Origin of the sequence: Sediminicola luteus, assembly GCF_002514735.1 — a bacterium.
GTDB lineage: Bacteria > Bacteroidota > Bacteroidia > Flavobacteriales > Flavobacteriaceae > HQA918.
Genome location: NZ_KZ300477.1, coordinates 500,652 through 522,367, shown reverse-complemented (window position 1 = coordinate 522,367; position 21,716 = coordinate 500,652). Strand labels below are relative to the sequence as shown.

Sequence of the window (21,716 nt, the reverse complement as noted above, 5' to 3'; positions counted from 1 at the left end):
GTCTACTGCGGGTAAGCATTGCGGCATTGGAACAGGAAGGCAATTCAATGTCACCTCGATTGCCCTATTTATCCAATGAAACGGCCGTGGTGGCCATACTTGAACTTATAAACGACATACTCCCCGATGACCAATTGACCAGTTACGATGCGATTGAAAAACTGTTGCTCTCGGACGATGGTATTACAATGGTGACTTAAGGGGCCATAATAAAAGAAGCCCTGATCGTTTTCCGGGACAACGAAAAACGGGGCAAGGGATAAGAAACCCTAATCCGAAGAGGGGGGCTGCATTCGCTCAACTCCCTGTACACTCGTTCCGCCCACCCCTTAGGAAAGGATTTCTAACCCCTCTGTGGAACCCGTCAAGGCCATGCAGGGTTTTAGCGATCTTATTGTCGGAGTATCAGGGTGATCTAAATGGAAACGGTGAATGGTTGCCCATAACCGAAATCGATAGGTCGCTAAAAGCCTTGACCGAACCCACTTCTTTTATTGTGGGGACAATGTGGAAGAAATACGGGATAGCCCCCTTAAGTCCCAAATCATAATTAATCCAAGTGTGGCCGTTATTATCGGATCGTTTTTGGAATGGTCCGATCGGTGCTCTGTATCGGTTGTTTAATGTTGGGAATGGGGCTTAATGAACAAACCACTAGGGATGTTGGGATCCATAGTGGTTTGTATTATAATTGATCTTAGGGTATAAAAATCAATTATCTAGATACTCTTTCTTTTCTTCGAAGAAAAAATGGATCGTCAGGGATTCATCCAAACCGACCCTGATTTTTCTTGTTCTTATATCCTTTGAACCCAAAGAATGGGCGAAAAGCACATATTTTCCAGGAATTAGATCAAGTTCAAAGTTTCCGTTTTCATCAACCACATATCTCGCATCATCCCCTTTGATTGTGACATAGCCGATTGGAATGGTTTTTTCCGATCCTTTCATGAAAAAAGTCCCTGATATTTTTTGCTTCCCAAGGGATGCGGAAGACGTTCCATCTTTTGTTAACCTATAATTGGATTGTTGGGCATTCCCTTGACAACCAATGAACAGTATCGAACATATTATAACTAAGAATGTATTTTTCATTTGTTTATTTTTTACAACCTGATTTTTTTCCTTTTGGTTTTTTATAATTGCCATTTCTATCCTTACTGGCAAATTCCGATTGGATTACATCCAAAATACGGTTCTTCTCGGAAGGGCTTTTCTTTTTAAAAGCTTTGGTACCTGTAAGACCGCCCCACGCCAAATCATCGTAATATTGTCTGGGGACGTTGTAGCCTTTCAATTTTCCAAAAGCTTCCAAAGCACCGCCGATCAGGCCAACGTGTTTACGCGTGAATTCCTCATGTTGTAGATCGTTGAAATTCTTTTTGGTCCTATTGTATTCTTTAATTAGCTCTGGATAGCTTTTTGAAAACGCCTGTGGACTATTTCGGAACTCTATGACCAAAAAAGCATGGACAGATTCATGTAAGATCGTCCGTGCCACCGACAGGTCCGTAGCGTTGGCGAATTTTTTCGAATCGAAAGTGGTCGTTGCATACCCTCCCGATAGGACAGAAGAGGTCCGGCCATTTACATTTGCCGGTAGGCCGCCATCCTTTACCTTCCATTTGAACAATGAGTTTACGTCTTTGTCGAACCTTGACAAAATGATGCCCGGGCCGGCCTTTAAATCTTTCAGTTTATCCAATACGTTTTTCATACACGGTTTTAGGCCCCCGTCCTTTATGTCGTCGTCGAATTTTTGTGCATACTGCAACCTGGCCCTTAATTGATAGAACAGACTGATGTTTTGGGCGTGGATCATCCAGGGTTGGAATGTATTTGGCTGTATGCATACATAACATTGACCTGGTACTGAAGGTGCCGTGACCACAACTTCTTCAAGATTGATCCCGCATATGCTTGGGGGGCATGGATCTGAAAAGGTGTTTGTCCTGGATGTTTGACCGGAATCCGTATCGACCCATGTTCTTAAAGGGTTTCCTTTTAAATCGGTTACTAAGACCCTTTCTTGGGACATTTGGTCCTTCGAACCGATTTTGGAAACGATCTGGTTTACCACAAGTTTATGTTCCCCGTTGATTACGATCTGATGTACTATGACCTCATTGTCGGTCTTATTATCATATCCGTCCATTTCGACTAATTCTACATCCAAAAAGTCAAGCTCCCTATAGCGAATCGTAGATGTATCAACATCAAACCTCGGGGCATCTTTGGAATCGGTTCGGTTCTTGAACGAAACGATGGACCCAATGGCTTCCTCCCTGTCCACCGTTTCGAAACTAATCTGATTACCTAAATCTTTTTCGGCAGGTACGGATTCCGGACCTTTCAATTCCATTGGATCTTCACAACTTAAAAAGTTCAAGGCAAGTAAAAGGGCCGTCACCCCCGTTTTAAATCTTCTCATTTGACAATTGTTTATTGGTTAAGAATTAAATGCATCTCCATATACCGTAATAAGGTCAATGAACATGAGGGATATCTTGAAGAACAATTGGGGAATCGAAAGCGAGGGGATAACATATACATATGAAAACGACCACTTGGTTTTCCAAATGGGTTTTTCCATATGCATACTAAACCATTGCTTTATTCCGCGAAAGCTCGGTCAGACAAAAAAGGCAGGTCTCCTGACTTGTAATATGGGATACGTCTTCCTTCCCATTCGATATTGGAACGAACAGTGGAAAACAGTGACGTATTCCTTGACATTACTTACAGTTGCGCGACAGTTCCGGACTTACACCAGATTCCCTATTAAAGTGCTTTTAAGGCACTACCTTTCCCGCATGTATTTATAACTATAAAGGTAGGACATCGGGCCTTAATTACCATGCTCTAAAACCAAAATCCGTAATAAAAAATGGTCATTATAGAGCTAAGTTTTTGTAAATGAAACACTACGACGGCACCTTAAGATCTTATGACCGTTCCAACATTTTTTTTGGATGACTTTGCCAGGGGTTTTGGGGGCAATTCCACAGTAAAGTTGATATTGGAATAATCACTTTTGGCGCAAGAGTTGTTTATGCGTTTTGGTTGAATCGTCTGTAAGTGGTTTTACAATAGTGGGTCGTATGGGACTTTGAACATGTGTGGAAAAAAAGGAATAGCAAGAGGGTAACGTGCTGGCGCACCGTTACGTTTCCATTTTTCTCACCCAAGCCCCTGAATATGGGGGATTCCAGAGGTTGAAGGCTTTGGGCCCAAAACCAGAAATTGTAACAATACCCCTGAAACACCCCTTAAACACTCAAAAATATTGTTACAATGTGGAAAAATCAACCAAAAAAGAAAGACAAATTTATACGGTATGGATAAGTAATCTTGTCTAGGCTTAGTTGGTTTTCGAAAAGGACATGCAAAAGTCTATTCCTCTTCAAGGTTTTCTATTCTAAAAATGAAGTCTAAAAACTATTTAATTGGTTTTAAGTTCATTATAAATATTATATGTCAATTGGCTAAGTTTTTCATTTATTGTTTTAGAAGATTGATTGGTGATAATTGAAATTCCTATCTTCTTTTCAGGGAAGATCGCAAGTACGCTTTTTGCTCTGGAAATTCCACCATCATGTCTATAGTGCAAATCATGATTTTGGTTGCTTATTATCCACCAGTAGTATCCTATCCAATAATCAGTGTCAATTTCAAATATTTTTTTGTGCGATTCCTTGATTATTTTACTGTTTTTGAACTGATAATGGATATATTTCAGCATATCGGCTGTTGTGGTTTTTAAAGCACCCTCGGCACCCCAAAGGGTAATTGCAAGGTTTGATTTTGGCATAGGTTTGTTTAGCAGGTATCCATTTGCAAGGTTATTTTCTTTTTCGATGGGTACATGAAAATAGGTCTCATTCATTTTTGCTTTTGAAACAATTTCATCTAGTATTAATTCTTGAAAGGGTTTCATATAAACCAATTCCAAAATATAACCCATCAAATTTGTACCCGAGTTTGAATAATTAAAATTTGCACCCGGCTTATCGGTGATTTTAAGTTTTGACAATTCATATAGAAACTTAGTTTTGGTTTGCTTGTTTTCAAGACTTGTATATGCTTCGTTAAACTTAATCTCGTCGAGATTTATTAAAGTTTCATTCGCTCCCAAAATTCCACTTGGCATCCCACTAGTGTGCGTTAACAAGTGCTTTATTCTTATCGGGTTTCCGTTGTGTTCTAAATTTGGATATAGTCCAGGCAGGTATTTTCTTATGTCATCCTCTAAATTTAGTTTTCCTTCTAAAACGGCTTTTGCTGCTAAGGTGCCTACGAAGGTTTTTGTTATCGAGGCGATTTCATATATGGTGTTAGGTGTTGGTGTATCTCCTTTTCCTTTTGTTAATTCCCCATAATTAAAATTATATGATACATTATTTACATATAGTCCAATGGATAACGAATTAATTAAAGGATCTTTTAATGCTTTTTCGGCGTTTTTATCTATGATTTGTTTAATCTCTGCGCTTAAAACATTACTATAAATTTCGACAGAATTGCGACTGTTAACTATTACTTTATTTTCGTTTTTCTTTTGAGAATAACAAATTGAACTGATTAAAAATAGGGAGAGTAGTGTTGATAAAGCTTTCATATTGAAATAGATTTAATTCCATGACAAATGAAAACATGTAATTGAAAAGAAAGGTTTGAATACACAAAGTCGAACCTTTTTTTGAACTGTCTATAAACTTTGACGTTTTCTTTTTCTGTATTCAGAAGGTGTCATACCCGTTTTCTTTTTAAAGGTTGTGTAGAAGGAAGATTTAGAATTGAATCCTACGTCATACATAATTTGTTGAATCGTCAAATTATCTTCTTTTGAATTGGCCAATATCTTCTGTGCTTTGTGAATTCTATATTGATTGACAAAATCGAAAAAGTGTTGATTCATATTAAGGTTAATCAATTCTGAAATATCACGCTTAGGCATTTCTAATTTTTTAGCCAATTTCTGTAGTGTTAATGAGGAGTCCAGAAAAGGTTCTTCATCTTGCATGAATGCCAGTAATTTTTGCAGATTTTCTTGTATGTATACATCCACTATTTTTTTGGAAGAAGAATTGCTTATTATCAAATGATTTGAATTGATATTTCTAAACAATTGTGGATTATACATTCCTTTCAAAACTATCCAAGTCAGAAAACCGATTAAAACCAGACTAAGTATTAATCTTGAAGCATTTAGAATTTCAACATCCGTTCCGAATAATTTGTAAACCTGTTTAAAAAATGAAAAACTAAATATAGTGCTCAGTAAGATAAATAGTTGAAAAAGCCATTTATAGTTAAAATTGGATTTGTTTGAAAAATTTTCCAGCAATACCTTTCGGTACTTTCGTAATTCCAATAATGTACCTGCCAAATAAAAAAGAGAAATAGACAAACCAAACACTATTGATAATTGTCCTTCGGGGGTATCATTTAAATTTTTCAGCAAATAGTTTTTAGTACTGGAATCTGAAAAATAAAACCTTGGAGAAAAGATTAATACTTGTATTAGAAATGGTGCAAAGTGTAGAAGATGTATAGGTTTTAGTTTGAAATCTGAGTATATCGAGGAAACAACATATAAAAACAATAGTGGGCTCGTAAAGAACGCTATATGGTCACGGAGCATTTCTAAGACTGGGGGTAAGGTTACAAATTTTGAATAAAAGAAAACACTAATGTGAATTGCAAAAACTATAAAATAGACACCTAAAAGTGTATTCGCTTTTTTGTTAGAAGTTTTGACAGTAAGCAAAAACGTGGCCAACAAAAGAGATATAAATAGTATAAATATCGCTGCTATCTCTAAAATTGTGAAGTCCATGTTCCTATTCTTTATCCTGATTCGAATTTAATCACTGATACGTTATTGAAACAGACTTTTCGGAATTTTACGCAAAGAAGTTAGTTGTTTTATTGATGGTACGGTAATAAACTGGCTCTTGAGGGGTCATACATGCCATTTTAAAGAGAATTTCGAATTCCATCTCCATATCTAGTAAAAGAACATTGCTCTGAAATTTATGAGATTAAGAGGGCTTAATTCATATCTTCATTTTTTTAATTGTTTTAGTGTGCAAATGGGTGTGCGTTGTTTTAAATATTAGGACAGGTAAATAATTAACTGTGAGAAATAACAAAGGTGGTTGAGTCTGCCAAGTTTAAAGTATTACAAGGAAAGGCTTAACCTTTCATTGTATTTATCCAAAATCTCATTTGGTAGGGTTTTTAAGTAGATTTGTGTGGTATTGAGTTTTGAATGCCCTAGCATGGCAGAAATGGCTTGTATGGGTATGTCGTTTAACATGGCATTGGTTGCAAAACTATGTCGTGATACATATGATGTTAAAGATTGGTCTATGCCGCATAAAACAGCCAAATCTTTAAGCTCATAGTTATATTTCTTCCTTAACCTAATGACATCCTCATACTTTTGGACTGGGGTTTCCCTTAGAATGATAGGGAAGATGTAATCTCGTTTGGACTTCCCTTTAAGATAGAACAATAGGATTTGATACAACTGTTCAGAGATTTTTATATCATAACTTTTTGAGGTTTTCTTTCTCTGATATACAATGCGGCCATTTTTTATGTTTTCTAGTTTTAAATATGCCATATCCATAAATGGAATACCATAGAGCATATAAGAAATCAAAAAGTAGTTTCGAGTATGGAACAACTTATGTTCTGCAGTGATATCCAATTCCATAATCCGCTTAAGAAAAGTAATATCTAAAGCTCTCTTTTTAGTAGGGGTGGTTTTGATTTTGTAGTTATAAAATGGATAGGCCTCTTTTTCAATAAATCCCTCTTTGATGCCCTTGTTGAATATGGCTCTAATGGTACGCATGTATGCAGCCAAACCATTGAGGTTATTTCCTTCTTTTCTTAAATGGAACTTCTCAAACTTTAGTAGAAAATCATAGTTAACCTCATTAAATTTCAGGTCTTTACCTTTTACAAAGGTTTTAAGAATTTTTACCGTACCATCATAAGAACGAGCTGTGCCAAATCGATTTACTGCTTTTAACTCACCCACCAGATATTTACCGTATTCTAAAAACGAGTCGTAATTTTTCCTTCGGGTAATAAACTGTTTGACTTGTTGAAGGGATAGGTATTGCAGCTCCCCTTTTTCATAGAGTTTGTTTATGATATTACTCACCCTTGCTTTTTCTTTCAGCAGTAAATGATTAAGTAACCTTACGGATTCTACTTCTTTATAACTGGATTTTACTTCACTTCTTCGCTCCTCCCAGTATATTTCAAGAATAGAAAATCCGGTGGACATAGAGGTGGTTTTTCTATTATGGGTAAGTCGAAAAATAATGGGATATTTCCCATCTTTTTTCATCCTTCTTTTGTCTAACATTAGGGTTATCAGTGTGTTCATATTCCCTAAGTTAGAGAAAAAATTTGCAAACAATTTGCAAACATTTCTTTGATTTCATATCAATTCATTTAAAATCAAAATTCACTAAACAATTGATATTCAATTTATTGTGTCTTGTTTTGTTTTGTTTTTTTGATTATTGAATCTGCTCATAATCAGGGGGTCCTTGGTTCGAGCCCAAGTGGGACCACTGAGAAATTTCAACATTCCTTTAAAAGCCTGAAAATGAATTGTTTTCAGGCTTTTTTGTTTTATGTGATTTCATATAATACCATTTAAAATCAACCACTTTGGTGAGTAAATCGGTGAGTGATTTCATGTCCACAAAAGTGTTTGCCTGGCAATGTTAAATAGCTGTAATACAGCTGTTAAAATGAGGCGTTTAAATAAATTATAACCCTTAAAAAGCCATAATGAAAGCAAACAATTCATTTTCTTTACTGTTCTACCCAAGGATTAGCGATTTGGATAAAAATGGAAAAGCTACTCTTTTTCTAAGAATTACCGTAGATGGAAAAAGAGCTGAACTAAGTCTGAAAAGAAAAGTAAATCCAAAAACTTGGTGTCCAATTTCTGGAAAAATAAAAGAAAAAGGACTAGTATCTAAAGAAATCAATGATTATATAGACGAACTAAAGGTCAGAGTACGTCAATTTCAGGGTGATTTCGTGATCAAAGGACAACCCTACACAGCTTCTACTATAAAAAGCTGTCTTGTCAATAAAGGTGCTGATTCAAAAACGGTATTGAATATTTATGATGAGCACAATTCTAATGTTCGGGAGTTGTTAGGAAAAGATTTTACCTATGGTACATATAGGCGTCATATTCGAACTCGAAACCATTTATCAAGATTCATTCAAAAAGAGTTTGGTAAAATCGATTATTTTGTACAAGATGTGGATTTAGCATTCATTAACCGATTCGATATTTTTCTTAGAAAAAATGGCGCTGGAGGACATAATACCATTACAAAGTATGTTACCAATTTTAAAAAAATAGTTCGGGTTGCCTTTGCCAACAATTGGATAAGTACTGACCCTTTTTTTCATTGGAAAGCAAAATGGGTTAAAACGGAACGTGAAGTGCTTACCGAAAGAGAATTACAAGTACTAATTAAAACTGAGTTTAAGCTAGAACGTTTAAACCGGACAAGGGACATTTTTGTTTTTTGCTGTTTTACAGGTCTTTCCTATATAGATGTAAAAAAATTGACATTGTGTAATATTGTATTTGGTTTGAATGGTAAAAAATGGATAACGATTTTAAGAACTAAAACCAAAGTCAAAAGTACCATACCGCTCTTACCTCTAGCAGAACGGATATTGGAAAAATACAGTGGATACACATCTAAACATGAAAACGTCTGCTTACTTCCTGTATATAGTAATCAAAAGCTAAATAAATATTTAAAGGAAATTTCAACCCTCTGTCAGATAAACAAACGGGTTACTTTCCATTTATCTCGTCACACATTTGCTACAACAGTGACTTTAGCCAACGGAGTCCCCATAGAATCTGTGAGTAAGATGCTAGGACACCAATCTATTAGAACTACTCAAATATATGCTAAGGTACTCGACAAAAAGTTGTTTAAGGATATGGAACAGGTTATTTCTAGGTACGAGTCAATTTAGATATGGCATTAAGGGTTGGTTCATTCATAAAAAAGAGTCAAATGGAAAATGTAACTGTAATTGTATTCAATCATTTATTGATTATTTTTTGGACTATATTTTATCGCCAATGTTTGATGAAGAATTAAGGTAATGTTGAGCCTATGCCAATACTGTCATGCATGTCATTTTAAACTCTATGTTTTCTAGAATAGTATAGCTTGGACTTTGTTCATCTTCGCTGTTCATTGCATTAATATGTTATACAACCATTATGAGATACACGTAGGCAGCTATGCCCTTCCTAAAAATAGGAAAGTATGAAATTCAGATATTTATTTTAGAAAGGTTACCAACATAGTTAGACCATCGAAAGGTAATTTTGAAGTCTTTCTTCAATTGGCCTTATAGAAGTATTTCATTATCCAGTATGTAAGGCAATGTTTTACTAGATTTTAGGATACCAGTTTTTATTATACATTCTTTTCGGGTGTGTTAACGAATGTATGACATGTTTTGGAAGGGAAGGTCTATTTATTTGGCTTTCGAGGATGTACTTGCAGATAATCAATTAGTTGATTTTCTTTTCGATGAAAATTTATAGCGAGACGAATCGCTTAATTGAAAATAATTGATGAATTGCTTTCAGTTCTATAATTTTATGGATGATTCACAGGCAAGTGCCGCTAAAAAAAGAGCGTTTTACCGTTGTGAATTGCTTTCAGTTCTATAGTTTTATGGATGATTCACAGGTCCACCAGATGGCGGACAAAGAGTATTTGAGTTGTGAATTGCTTTCAGTTCTATAATTTTATGGATGATTCACAGGAGGTGGTGGGTTTTCTTCATAGTACCTTTCGTTGTGAATAGCTTTCAGTTCTATAATTTTATGGATGATTCACAGGTGACCCGACCTATGCCCGTTTCGGTTCGATGTTGTGAATTGCTTTCAGTTCTATAATTTTATGGATGATTCACAGGCCATTCTGCAGCAGGCAATTTTAAACAGTAGTTGTGAATTGCTTTCAGTTCTATAATTTTATGGATGATTCACAGGTCGTTAAATGTATTCCAAGCGGCTGAACCGTTGTGAATTGCTTTCAGTTCTATAATTTTATGGATGATTCACAGGTCAATTGTATCATTCGGCAACCTCCCTTGGTTGTGAATTGCTTTCAGTTCTATAATTTTATGGATGATTCACAGGTTGTGAACCAACCGTGTCTACCGCATACTGTTGTGAATTGCTTTCAGTTCTATAATTTTATGGATGATTCACAGGGCATTATTTTTTCAAGTGCCATCCCGGCAAGTTGTGAATTGCTTTCAGTTCTATAATTTTATGGATGATTCACAGGAGCGCGTAATTTCAGCAAAAAAGAGACTACGTTGTGAATTGCTTTCAGTTCTATAATTTTATGGATGATTCACAGGCATTAGTTTGTCCATGTGGGCCAAGGATAGTTGTGAATTGCTTTCAGTTCTATAATTTTATGGATGATTCACAGGTGTCGTTGTTTCTTAGTGAAGTCCATCTAGTTGTGAATTGCTTTCAGTTCTATAATTTTATGGATGATTCACAGGACTCGTACACTTTAGACTTTGAATTGGCTAGTTGTGAATTGCTTTCAGTTCTATAATTTTATGGATGATTCACAGGGGTACCATTTATGGTCGAGACCGAAAAACAGTTGTGAATTGCTTTCAGTTCTATAATTTTATGGATGATTCACAGGTCACGCAACGAACTACGACGGAAGCAGGAGTTGTGAATTGCTTTCAGTTCTATAATTTTATGGATGATTCACAGGATACCTGCCATAAAAACCTGGTATCCTGTTTTTTATGCGTCTCCGTAGGATTAAAAAATAAAGCGCGTCCGTAAAAGGTTTTCTGATGGCCACCAGTGTTTTTCCAATCCTAAAACAATTCCAATTGTTGGCTTGGGGTTTCGGGCAGGGTCTCCTTTTGACCTATGAACAGCTCGATCATACCAAATTGCTTGTCGGTGATCTGCATAATGCCAACCTTACCATGTTTGGGTAGCGCTCGTTTGGTCCGCTTTATGTGAACCAAGGCATTCTCCTTACTCGGGCAATGCCGCATATAGATGGAGAATTGGAACATGGCAAAGCCATCGTCCAAAAGGTCTTTTCTAAAACGGGCGGCCGCTTTACGGTGGGTTTTGGTGTCGGTCGGCAGGTCAAAAAATACAAGTACCCACATGGTCCGGTACTGGTTTAAACGGGAAAACATGGTTTTGGTTATTGCGCATTAATTTAACGTATTTCGGGATATAATATTTTGCGGGAACTTCCTAAAAAACAATCGAATACGCTATTGGTGGTACGGCTCATAGCCACCATAAGCGGGCTTTGTTTGCCATCTATGTACACATCTAGGGCCGGTAAGCGCAACAATTCCGATTTCAGTCGGGTATTCATGGGCTCTAGGGTACAACCACTGGCCGCGATATCGTATACCAAAAAATCTACAAAGGGACGGTAGGGTTCCATAATATCGTCGGCCAAACAAAAGGCATTGTATTTGTTACGATGGAAAATACCTACAGAAGGTAAAAGTCCACTACCACATAGGGCACGGGCACAGACCGCCCGTAAGATGGCATAACCATAATTGAGCAGTTGGTTGGGTGCCACCCCTTTTTGGTTTCGCGAAAAATCTTCGATACCGTTAAACAAATGCTGAAAATAATAAGCAGCCGCGATGGCCTCGTGGTTTTCGGCATCGCCACTCTTTACCACTTTGGCCCAACGTTTTAGTTTTAGGGCGTTTTTTTGCCTTAGGAGTAAATGTTGGGCCTGGTTTTCTATTTTGGCCATTACGGTTTGCTGCCACAGTTGTTTTTTAAGGGGCTGACTGGCATTGAGTTGGTAACGCATACGTTCGGTCTGTTCGCTATGGCCCACAAGAGGCTGTAAATAACCACAGGGCAAATGTTGCCGGTCACAGGTAATAACGGCCGTTTTATTCTGTACCAGCTTCATGAGCAAGCCATGGGTAAGGGTTATTTGGGGATTCTCGAGTACTACAAAACCCAAATCTTCTATAGGTATGGTTTTTTCGGGCATCTCGTCATTGGGGTAGCGTACCACCAATTGCTCGTTACGGGTGCTCAAGTAGGCGGGGTTGCCGAAAAACAGGGTGCGTTTAATCATTTTACCATGCTTTCAATATGCCCCAACCGATCCACTTTTAGTTTCCAGCAAATGGATTTTATCATAATATTTTTTATTGATTTTTCCATTTTATTAAGCGCAGAAAACTCTTTTTTACTTTCTATCATTCCCGAAACTTGATGTTGTATAAAGAAACACTGATTTCCGCTTGAACTGACCATCTTATAGACCCTGCCCATCTGCTCTTTATTTGGGTTGGTAAAATCGACCGAATTAGGATTTTCCTGTTCCGCCTCGGTGGGTACGTACACCAAATCGTTAGGGGATAGCGAGAATAAAAACCGGCCTTTTTCTGCGTTTATTGGAATCATAGGCTCATCAAAGGTTTTGTTTTTGGCACGTGCTTTTTGCCATTCTATTACATCATTTAAAGGTATGGTTTCATACACACGCTCTTGTTTTTCTTCATTCCAATAAATGGCAAAGAATAGGTTGGTGCTTTTGGCTGCTTCTACATATTTCTTGGTTTTGTTTTTATTTCTTTCATCTTTTGAAACCCCAAATCGGCTACCCTCTTCATAAACCCTAACCGAATAAATGGGGTGGTGTTTTTTGCCATTATTGAGTTGAACAATATTTTTGTTTAGTTGTTCAACTCCTTCGGGATTAAAAGCCAGATCAAATCGCTCTTTATCTTTTTCGTCAAGGTAGTTTTTTATGTGGTTCTCTAAAATTATTTGAATGCCACTATCAGTAATCGATTCTAATTGTTTACGGGTAAACTTATCGGACAATTTCACTCTTGAGGCCGTAGCATTGCTTGTCCATTCCCAAACTTTAATCTTATCTACAATGCTACCCTTCTGTAGAATAGGGTTATCTTTTAAGTGCTTGAGGATTTTCTTTTTATCCTTATCAAACAACTTGTTTAGTGCTTTAACTTTTTCTCTGACCGATTTTTCGATAATCAATTCAGGTTGTTCGAGGTAATTTTTCAAACTGGCAAGTCCCTTTTTCCTTTGCTTTATTTTAACCAAGCCATAAACGGTCTCTTTGTGTAAAGGTTTTCTAATTGCCCTGCTATCACCTTTGGTCTGGGCAACTAGCTTCTTTTTTAATTTTCCATTTTCATCTTTTACCCATTGCCAGGTTTTATTGTTGGTTTTAGTAATTACCCGGGTATTTTTCTTAAAACTTATGGGAGTAGTTTCTAAAGCACTTCGTATATCTATGGTAAAGTTTTGCCAAGGTTTAATAAAGATTTTGGTAAAATCACCTTGTTCATTTTTTATCATTAACGATGGTTGGAGGTTGTACTTTTCTTTTTCGTTACTTAATGAGTTTAGGTATTGGATATGCTTTCTTGTACAACAAGCAATAACCATGGCATCTAAGGTATGGTGGCGGTGGTCTATACGTTTTTTACTAACACCTTGTGGAGCGACCAATCTGAAGAACTGTTTACCAACAGGTTTTCCGTCTTTATCTTTTTGATAGCCTAAATAGCCATATTCATTAGAGTTGGTTAACTCATTTAATCGCTCAAATCGAGGCTGGATAATTTTGTTCCATTGTTCGTGTAAGCCCCAATCTTGTTTTAGTTTAGAGGTAATGGCTCCGGAAACTGGGACTAAATGTTTGGAAGTCAATTCTTTTTCATCAATATCTCTCACAATATTACTCAGCAGCCCCTTTACCAATTTACTAATGTATCGGCTATCGTTTAATTGACGGTTGATAAAGCCTTCAGGTACTTCTTCGCTCAACAGGTTTCTCAGTTTAGTTCGGTTTTTCTTAAAATACTTATTGCAATGACTTTCGTATTCACTAAGACTTAAAAGCCTTGCCCCCTCAACAATACTCCCTCCTTTGGCTTTTAGGTATTCATAGGCCGTTTTATTGCTTTTATCTCTATTGATGTCTGCTTCACAAACAATCTTATTGCTCAAAGAATCATCAAAATAACGAGATTGTGGTATAATGTGTTCTATCTCATATTCATGGGTAAATAATCTGCTTAATGAAATAGGTTTGCCAGTGTAGGGAGAAATATAACCTTGTTCTAGCCACAGCTTATACTTTTTAATATCACTTGTAGATGGCTTTGCATTTTTACGAATTTTTTCTACTTCATCTTCTTTTACATCCTTGTAAGAAACTTCAGGGTTTTGAGCTATACCTTCTTCGTAAATCTTTAAAATTTCCTGATGACTGGGCGAAAAAGAACGAGCACCCTCGTTTTGCATTTCTTCCAACAAAAGTTTGATACGGTTATTGGTATTTTCATTTTGGTTTTGTTGGTCGGATATTCTTTTACGTTTATCTGCTGAGTTTTTCATATCCCGACCTAGTTCCAAATGAATCTCATCGAATTTAAAACTAGGGTCTTGCTTTAAATGATAATTCCAAATATCCCTTACCGTTCGTAAGGTTTCTAGCACAACCTGTTCTACTATTGGGTTTCTGAGACTATGCTGCTTAAAGCTGTCCAAATAAGCATTAATATCTTTGGGTGTTTTCCATTGGGTTATAACCGAGGGTTCTGAGTGGCGTTGATACACCGCATAACAAACTTGATAAGTATTCAGCCCTGTTAAAGGATTATCTAATTTATGTTTTAAGAAACTTTTGATGAACTGCTTGGGAATAGCATCATCAGCAACTAAGGCAATGGCTTGGTTTAACTTCCCATCATCAATAGTTTCGGCTTTTATATGTGCGATTCGCTCATAGATGTCGGCAACAAATTGTTTGGTTGTATCGGCAATGGCATTTTCCGACCAATATTTACCCCTCCGCATTAGTGGTAATAATTTCTTAATCGCTTTTTCGGAATATGCACCATAATCCGAAGCATAGGGCGGATGCTTCTTAAATGCTTCTTTAAAACTTGTTTGGTCTAATTGGTGCTTTTTAGCAAAGGTGCCCAATGCGGTTTCAAACTCATTTTTATCCTTTACAGAATAGATGATATGCCAAAGTTGTAGTTCAATATCTTTGTTCAAAAATTGAGAAAGGTCAAGGTTTTCAACTTTGTTTAGCCTATTCAGAAGCTGATTTCGGGTTAGGTTTATAGGATATTTTTTGTCCTCAACATAATTCCAGCGGTAAGCTTCTTTTTCTTTTTTGGTCAACTTTTTTAAAGCAGGAAAATAACTGATAACATGCTTTTGCTCTACTTCTTTTTTATCGTTCAAAAAGTCGAACAGATCGGTAATGTCATTTTCGTTTTCCAAAAGTTGTTGGGTAACATCGATATCTTTTTCATCTTCAATTTTATAGATTTTTAGGTTATGGATAAACTGCCAAAGCCTGAACTCGATGTAATACGGATTTGATTTGGATATGACTTTTAAACCTTGCTCTACCTTTTCGTTGTCTTTTATAAAGGTTCTCGTTTCAAAGGGACACGTAGAAAGAGTTGATTTTTTGCTTTTTAACGGACGCTGGTAAAAGATAATATCGTCCATAAACAAGTAGCGAAACATTTCATTTTCATCTTTGTTCAAGATGTTGTTTTGGTGTGCCTCATTTCTTGGGTAAAGCTCCTGAACACACTTTTCGTAGAGGTTTTTGTCTCTTAACTCAGGGTGGTGTTTTATTTGTGTTTCAAGAATTTGTTGCAATTCCTCTTTATAAAACTTCCGTTCAATGGTTTTTACTAACTTACCGTTTATTTTTTGAGTTGGGTTTTGTAATAAGGTATCGTAGATAAAGCTGCCAACAGTTTTGTTGGAGTTGTAGATGTCGTTTTCCGTTTTCTTTTTAATGGCAATCCAGTCTTTCTCTGAATCAACCGCTCTAAAACTTCTTTTAGGGTTTCCCTCTTTATCCAGTTTTACTTCTCCATTTTTTTCTAATAGGGTTGTTACAATAAACTCTTTGGTTTTTCCAACCCAGTTTTCAAGGGATTCTTTGCTTTGTCTTCTATAAATAAATCCGTTTTCTAAGTTCACATTGTACCAAGTTCCTTTGGAATTTTTATCTTCGGTCGCTTCAATATTAACTATTTTTAAGGCGTAAAATTCTTCTAATTTGCTTGTGTTTTCTTCCTCTTCGCCTCGCAGTTGATAGTACCCTCGTTTATGATTAAAATTAAGTAATAACCAAGCGAGTTCTTTTTTTTCTATTTCTTGCGTTAACGCCTTTTTACGTAGATAATAAATAGTCCAGTCGCAAGGAATTTTGGTTTCTTCTCCGTTTTCTTTTTGGTAAAATAGGGTAGGTTGTTCTTTCTTAAACTCGGTTACCATTTCTAAAAAGGAATCTTGAAAAACAAATTCGTCATTACCGACAGGATTAGGTTTGTAATTAAGTTTTATTTCTTGCCCTTTCTTAAACTGCCCTAAATACTTTTCAAAATCTATACTATCGGCATAATGTTCGGGTAAAAAGCCCAATATATTAAGTATCCGGTGCAGGCGTTCTCTTCTCAGGTTACTTCTTTGGTAGAGTCTCCTCGTTCCTCGGTAACCGGTTCTGTCGGCCGTTTGGGAAATGGATTGCCCAGAACCAAAACTGTCCATTGTGCCTTTGTCCATAGGGATAATCCGCACACCGCTATCAATAATTTTCCCTTCTTTTTTATCAAAGTTGTTTTTAACCAATGCCCACCCAATGGAGTTGGTGCCAAGGTCTAATCCCAATATTTTTTTCATGATCTAGTATTTGGTTCCCTACGGTAATGATACTTTGTTATATAAATGGGTATTGGTTTGTTCAATGAAATGTTTTTTACACCAATTGAATGGTTTGGCCCATAGGCTTATGACCTATAAAAATACGTAACTAAAACGTGTAAAAACTACGGAATTCTGTAAGATTGTCTTCTATTATTTTTTTATCTTTATCCCTTACTGAAAGCAATTCACAATAAGGATTATTCCGTTGTGAGAACATTTAAAGCGGCCCTTCTGGGTCGCTTTTCTTTTTCTAAACAAATCGTTTTTCTTCATGTTTTTTATTTATTACCTAACTGTTGTAAGCATATTTGCCTCAATATCTTTGCTAAAAAGATACTTACAAACATCATTTCAGGTTTTACCGTTGGGGAAGGGATATTTACCAAGATCCATTTTGGGTTTGGTATGGACTTTATTTTCCATTCGGTACGGCGTATTTAGATGTTAAGCATGAAATGGGGACGACTATATTTCAAAAAAACCAAACCTAGGGCTGTAATCGTTTTAAAGAAACCCAATACTGCCAATATGGTGAATGGGCCCAATAAACCGTTCAAATATTGGAATGATGGATATTTTAATCATCAGTATTATCTAGCCCCCACTATTGGTTTATGATATTAGCCTTTTGATAATCGCAAGATGAGTTTAATATTCTTTGTAGAAACACCAATGAAACTCAAACAATAAAAAGTCCAACTAGGATATTTCCTATGCTTTATTTCTCTCTTTTCGTCATTTGAACCAAAAGGGGTTTAATTTTCATGCAAGGAACCTTTTTATAGTGTCTTTTTTGTTTAGAATGTTGCGATAAATGGAATAGCAAGACGGTAATGCGCCAAGGCGGCAATATTGGTGTGATTTTGTCCAGTTTCCCTTGAAAACAGGAGGTCTAGGAAGGGTCGGGCGTATCCTTAAAATCCTATGGATTGTAACAATACGGTCGTTACGCCCTATTCCGCCTACTATGAATTGTTACAATTCAAGATCGAAAAGTAGTTTTTTGATTTGATCAAGGCTTTCCATTTGTTGATCGGGGAGTAATTGGATGGCCAATTCCAGAACGGTCGTAAGAGGGGCTTCCGTCCCGTGGCTTTCCAAAGAAGGGGAGTAAAGACCTTCGGTCGATCTACTGGCCACGACCACCGTTTTTAAAAGTGACGAAATAAGATACAACAGTTCGGAATTGTCCCTGACCGTTATCGGGATCTGGAGGTTGTGGTTTTCATGTCCAGTAGCCTGGGGAATTGGTGTGGATACCAGTTTTCCAATATCCTCTAAGGTACTTAGGGCTTTTTCGATATTGGTTTTGGGATGTCCCATAGGTCGTTTGGTTTAAATCGATACGGTACCGATTTGTTAACAAGCTATTCTTTTGTGTCCGGTAGGAGTTCCCGCATCTTGTCCAGATAGTCCCCCTCTTCCATTGGGATCAGGTTCTTGGCGAATTCAAGGACTTTCTGAACGTCGAATTCCTTTCTCTTTATGGCCAAGGTTAGATCTATCTGTTCGTCCAATGCCAGGATGCAGACGTTCAAAGTGGAACGAAGGATATCGAACAATTGCTTATAGCCATATACATAGGCCTCGTTCAGATAAGACCCCCGTACCTTACCTCCAATAGGTTTTAAAAGTACAAAGTCATCTTGGGTCATTTTTTGGATTTGTTCCAATAACCGATCTGTGTCCTCGTTTTTGTTTTTCGTCTCCATATCCATGTTGGTTTTTGTGTTACTTTTTCCCTGCCCCCTTTCATTGCCCATAAATGCCGTCAAGGCACTGTCGAAGTTTCCTTTGATCTCTTCTATGAACACCCTTAGTTTTTGGAGTATCGTATCCAGTTCCCCTAGGTTGGTCCTAAGGCCTTTGGAATACCGGGAGTCCGAGTATGAGCTGTCAAGTGTCCTTAAAAGGGCGTATTCCCATTTGTCCTTGATGTCGAAGGTCCCTTTTAGGTTAGGCATCTTCCGTTGGACGTAGGCTTGGTGTTTTTCGATGCTGTGGCAGACTTTGATCTTCCCAAAAACCAGATGTTCCAATAAGCGGTAGCCCTGTTCGAAGGATTGATGGGCCATAAAGACGGCTTGATCCAATAACTGGTTCCTCTGGAAAAAGACCGCGCCTTTTTTGTAAGCGGTTATTTTGTTCATTTCATGCTCGAACGTTTTGACGACCTCCTTTGAAAGGATGGCTTTCCCTATAGTGGGATATTCCCAACGGTGATCATTACTTTCATTACGATAGAATAGTTGTTCTGGTAGGCAATTATGTAAAAGGTATAGATTGCCCTCCCTTAGTTGTTCCTTTACATAGGAAGAGGAAAGGACATTAAAGGATACCTGACCATTATCATTGAGGATATCCCGTATTTGTGGTATTACCCGTTCGGCAATGTCCCTGATGTCCGTATCCATGATAAGGAGCAATTCGGTCGTTCGGGTACCTGTTTTCATTGTGACTGTCCTTGTGAATATCCTATCGAGTCTTCGTAGTCCCGTGAGTTGTTGTATTTCGGATGGTGTGGCCCAGTGGACGGCGTTACCATGGGCCCTATAATAACCCGGTAGTGGAAAGCCCATATGGTGATTGATCCTATTCATATGTGTAGATATTCTACACAAAAGTATAGAAAAAATATTCAAAATCAGCTGATTGGTGTAGATAATTAACATGAACGTGTTTAAAAACTATATTTATGTATACAAATATTATACTTTCAAAATGACCGAACTAGGATTGTATCTTGCCAAGAGATCCATAAACAAGGCCGAGGTGGCCAGAAGGACCAGGATCAGTAAATCCAGGATCAGTCAACTGAGTGCCAATCCAAGGACGCATTTGAGGGCGGAGGAGCTGTATTTGATTTCCTTGGCCATTGGTGTAGACCCATGTGAGGTCTTGAAGGAAATTTTCAAAGGTAGGGGGTTACCTTAGCCGAAGGTTCCAATAGTGTATTATGTATTGCCTCGCGCAGTAGTATTAGTCTTTGGTAAGATTTGGGACGCTTGCAGCACGAAACTATGTTTCGCTCGCTTACATTCAGTTGATTAATAGGTCGCAATTTGTAGTAGATTCTATAAGAAGGTTGACCCTTAATTATTAGGAAGAGAGGCGAGAAGCTGGGTTTATTTTTTTTTCACGATATTTGATATCTAATACGTTCATTTTCAACCCTGTATTGTTTTTGGTGTATTATTCGGTGAGTAGTTAAAATCTATCGCCTGTAACACGCACTAAATCAGGCAAATATATTTATGGTTCGAGCCCAAGTGGGACCACAAAAAGCCCCGGCAAACGCCGGGGCTTTTCTTTGCTTCAAAATCGATGTAACGCCAAAAAAAAAGGCCGAGACCCTCACTTCTTAAGAAGTAAGTGTCCCGACCCCCATCTAGCAGGATTATACCCTATTTGGATACAGCGAAAATTTCTTTTAGCTGTTTTACCAAACCCCCGTTGCCGGAGACGGAGATCTCACCGATCTTATCGGCGATCTTTTCTACGTATTCCATCTCCTTTAGGGTATAGAGCATGGCGTTCTCTTCCATCAGTTTGGCGGTGTTCAACAAACTTCGGGTAGAGGCGGTTTCTTCCCTACGGGTAATAATGTTGGCCTGGGCCCGTTTTTGGGCCACCAACACCTGGTTCATGATATCTTTCATTTCCCCAGTTAGGATCACATCTCGGATACCACAGTTCAATACCCTAACTCCCAATTGGGTTGCTGTGGTTTCGATATCTGAAAAAACGGCTTCCGCAATGCTTTCCTTTCGCTCTAAAAGCTCATCTAGGGTATAGGTGCCAATATAGGCCCTCAAAACCAATTGCATGGCGATGTACAACTGTTTTTCATAGTCTTTGTTGTCCAAAAGGGCCCGTTCTATATCAATTACTTTATACTGTGTATAGAAGTTGATACGGATAGCGGCCTTGTCTTTGGTCAACAATTCCTGACCCGAGATCTCCAATTGTAGTTGACGCATGTCTACCTTGAGCACTTTAATGGTGGTATTGTTTTTCCAAAAATGGTAGGTACCACTATCAAGTGTTTTTACATAAACATCATCTACCAAGAGTACCCCTTTTTCAAAGGCGGCAACCTCAAAAGTACGTATGTAAGGGCGCAAAGAAACGTGTGCCAATAGCGCCTTATCGATGGACTTTGGTACTTCGAGCTCATTTAGATTAAGCTTTACGAAATCGAAATCCAATAGACCTTTCCAGAAGGCATATCTAGAAGCGGTAAGTAAATGACGTAGTTTTCCGTTGGTGGAGACCAAACAGATTTCGCCATCTTTTACCTCAATAAGGTGCAACATATTAAACAATCGTTCATCCTCCAATAGTATATCCAAGGCGATTGGAGGGGTAAAGGATATGGTCATATCGTAGGTATGGACTATGGCGCCAAGACCTACCCAATGGTTCCCTTGGGTAAGTACCTTTCGGTAATCACCATTTTTAAAGACCAATCCTACTTTTCCGGCGTTGATCCGTACTCTTTTCATCACATAAAATTTGTGTCCGTCCTTTGTTTTACGGACGAACGGGTTACACTTTATTCATTAATCTAATTACTTTCCATACAAAAGAAACCGTGGTTGCATATCATCTATCCGATACGGAAATACAGGTTTTTGCGTCTAGTTGGCATCCGTGTTGAGCCATGCTTCCTCAAGGGTCGCTGATAACATATGGATCAGTTTTCCAAAAGGAGGGATGACGGGCCACGAAATGCTCCGTTACATCAAAAGTTCAATATTTCAAGGTAGTTTCAAGACTGTCGTTTTCTGCGATTGGAAGAAAACCACCGAAATGGAACTACGGTTTCTTATCATGTTTTGCCCCTGGGGGCGTTGGTGACCAGGTTTAC

General features: G+C 37.6%; 14 protein-coding genes, 1 CRISPR repeat array and 1 riboswitch. Of the genes, 3 read left to right on the top strand and 11 right to left on the bottom strand.

Going from position 1 to position 21,716, the window contains the following annotated elements:
* The coding region (locus B7P33_RS19350; protein WP_172435876.1) for a hypothetical protein at nucleotides 1-200 on the top strand (200 nt) is incomplete at its 5' end.
* A gap of 511 nt (nucleotides 201-711) precedes the next feature.
* On the opposite strand, the gene B7P33_RS06880 is transcribed toward B7P33_RS19350, so the two are convergent.
* The 5 genes from B7P33_RS06880 to B7P33_RS06860 all read right to left on the bottom strand — a co-directional run bounded on the left by B7P33_RS06880 (nucleotide 712) and on the right by B7P33_RS06860 (nucleotide 7,408).
* Entirely contained in the window at nucleotides 712-1,095 is a 384-nt protein-coding gene (locus tag B7P33_RS06880; RefSeq protein WP_172435875.1) for a peptidase associated/transthyretin-like domain-containing protein, read from the bottom strand.
* 4 nt (nucleotides 1,096-1,099) lie between these two features.
* Nucleotides 1,100-2,431: a hypothetical protein gene (locus B7P33_RS06875; RefSeq protein ID WP_097441224.1), complete on the bottom strand. Its 1,332-nt coding sequence runs from the start codon at nucleotides 2,429-2,431 to the stop codon at nucleotides 1,100-1,102.
* Nucleotides 2,432-2,627: 196 nt separating this feature from the next.
* Nucleotides 2,628-2,823: riboswitch (cobalamin riboswitch) on the bottom strand.
* 619 nt (nucleotides 2,824-3,442) lie between these two features.
* On the bottom strand, nucleotides 3,443-4,618 hold the full coding sequence (locus B7P33_RS06870; protein WP_097441223.1) for a serine hydrolase domain-containing protein: 1,176 nt from the start codon (nucleotides 4,616-4,618) through the stop codon (nucleotides 3,443-3,445).
* Between the two features lie 90 nt (nucleotides 4,619-4,708).
* A complete protein-coding gene (locus tag B7P33_RS06865) occupies nucleotides 4,709-5,839 on the bottom strand; it encodes a helix-turn-helix domain-containing protein (protein ID WP_097441222.1) in 1,131 nt (376 codons plus the stop codon).
* A 345-nt stretch (nucleotides 5,840-6,184) separates the two neighbouring features.
* Nucleotides 6,185-7,408, bottom strand: coding sequence for a site-specific integrase (locus tag B7P33_RS06860; RefSeq protein ID WP_097441221.1), 1,224 nt, complete (start codon nucleotides 7,406-7,408; stop codon nucleotides 6,185-6,187).
* A gap of 413 nt (nucleotides 7,409-7,821) precedes the next feature.
* Between B7P33_RS06860 and B7P33_RS06855 the strand changes: the two genes are divergently transcribed.
* Nucleotides 7,822-9,045, top strand: coding sequence for a site-specific integrase (locus B7P33_RS06855; protein WP_097441220.1), 1,224 nt, complete (start codon nucleotides 7,822-7,824; stop codon nucleotides 9,043-9,045).
* Between the two features lie 610 nt (nucleotides 9,046-9,655).
* Nucleotides 9,656-10,835: a CRISPR direct-repeat array (repeat unit 46 nt; unit sequence GTTGTGAATTGCTTTCAGTTCTATAATTTTATGGATGATTCACAGG).
* 109 nt (nucleotides 10,836-10,944) lie between these two features.
* Here the strand turns inward: B7P33_RS06855 and cas2 are convergent.
* The 5 genes from cas2 to B7P33_RS06830 form a co-directional block, all read right to left on the bottom strand.
* On the bottom strand, nucleotides 10,945-11,250 hold the full coding sequence (cas2, locus tag B7P33_RS06850; protein ID WP_097441256.1) for a CRISPR-associated endonuclease Cas2: 306 nt from the start codon (nucleotides 11,248-11,250) through the stop codon (nucleotides 10,945-10,947).
* Between the two features lie 53 nt (nucleotides 11,251-11,303).
* Entirely contained in the window at nucleotides 11,304-12,203 is a 900-nt protein-coding gene (gene cas1 / locus B7P33_RS06845; protein ID WP_097441219.1) for a type II CRISPR-associated endonuclease Cas1, read from the bottom strand.
* On the bottom strand, nucleotides 12,200-16,822 hold the full coding sequence (gene cas9, locus B7P33_RS06840; RefSeq protein WP_097441218.1) for a type II CRISPR RNA-guided endonuclease Cas9: 4,623 nt from the start codon (nucleotides 16,820-16,822) through the stop codon (nucleotides 12,200-12,202). The genes cas1 and cas9 overlap by 4 nt, the downstream gene beginning before the upstream one ends.
* A 999-nt stretch (nucleotides 16,823-17,821) precedes the next feature.
* Nucleotides 17,822-18,169: a hypothetical protein gene (locus B7P33_RS06835; RefSeq protein ID WP_097441217.1), complete on the bottom strand. Its 348-nt coding sequence runs from the start codon at nucleotides 18,167-18,169 to the stop codon at nucleotides 17,822-17,824.
* A 44-nt stretch (nucleotides 18,170-18,213) separates the two neighbouring features.
* On the bottom strand, nucleotides 18,214-19,446 hold the full coding sequence (locus tag B7P33_RS06830) for a hypothetical protein (RefSeq protein ID WP_097441216.1): 1,233 nt from the start codon (nucleotides 19,444-19,446) through the stop codon (nucleotides 18,214-18,216).
* 121 nt (nucleotides 19,447-19,567) lie between these two features.
* Here B7P33_RS06830 and B7P33_RS06825 point away from each other — a divergent pair, with 121 nt between their 5' ends.
* Nucleotides 19,568-19,780, top strand: coding sequence for a helix-turn-helix domain-containing protein (locus tag B7P33_RS06825; RefSeq protein WP_097441255.1), 213 nt, complete (start codon nucleotides 19,568-19,570; stop codon nucleotides 19,778-19,780).
* A gap of 470 nt (nucleotides 19,781-20,250) precedes the next feature.
* Here B7P33_RS06825 and B7P33_RS06820 read toward each other — a convergent pair whose 3' ends face one another.
* Entirely contained in the window at nucleotides 20,251-21,351 is a 1,101-nt protein-coding gene (locus B7P33_RS06820) for a slipin family protein (RefSeq protein WP_097441215.1), read from the bottom strand.
* Between the last annotated feature and the right edge of the window lie 365 nt (nucleotides 21,352-21,716).

Coding starts and splice junctions, on each gene's coding strand:
- B7P33_RS06835 (WP_097441217.1), bottom strand. CDS start 18,169: ATGGGACATCCCAAAACCAATATCGAAAAAGCCCTAAGTACCTTAGAG.
- B7P33_RS06820 (WP_097441215.1), bottom strand. CDS start 21,351: ATGAAAAGAGTACGGATCAACGCCGGAAAAGTAGGATTGGTCTTTAAA.
- B7P33_RS06870 (WP_097441223.1), bottom strand. CDS start 4,618: ATGAAAGCTTTATCAACACTACTCTCCCTATTTTTAATCAGTTCAATT.
- B7P33_RS06825 (WP_097441255.1), top strand. CDS start 19,568: ATGACCGAACTAGGATTGTATCTTGCCAAGAGATCCATAAACAAGGCC.
- B7P33_RS06875 (WP_097441224.1), bottom strand. CDS start 2,431: ATGAGAAGATTTAAAACGGGGGTGACGGCCCTTTTACTTGCCTTGAAC.
- B7P33_RS06865 (WP_097441222.1), bottom strand. CDS start 5,839: ATGGACTTCACAATTTTAGAGATAGCAGCGATATTTATACTATTTATA.
- B7P33_RS06880 (WP_172435875.1), bottom strand. CDS start 1,095: ATGAAAAATACATTCTTAGTTATAATATGTTCGATACTGTTCATTGGT.
- B7P33_RS06830 (WP_097441216.1), bottom strand. CDS start 19,446: ATGAATAGGATCAATCACCATATGGGCTTTCCACTACCGGGTTATTAT.
- B7P33_RS06860 (WP_097441221.1), bottom strand. CDS start 7,408: ATGAACACACTGATAACCCTAATGTTAGACAAAAGAAGGATGAAAAAA.
- cas2 (WP_097441256.1), bottom strand. CDS start 11,250: ATGTGGGTACTTGTATTTTTTGACCTGCCGACCGACACCAAAACCCAC.
- cas9 (WP_097441218.1), bottom strand. CDS start 16,822: ATGAAAAAAATATTGGGATTAGACCTTGGCACCAACTCCATTGGGTGG.
- B7P33_RS06855 (WP_097441220.1), top strand. CDS start 7,822: ATGAAAGCAAACAATTCATTTTCTTTACTGTTCTACCCAAGGATTAGC.
- cas1 (WP_097441219.1), bottom strand. CDS start 12,203: ATGATTAAACGCACCCTGTTTTTCGGCAACCCCGCCTACTTGAGCACC.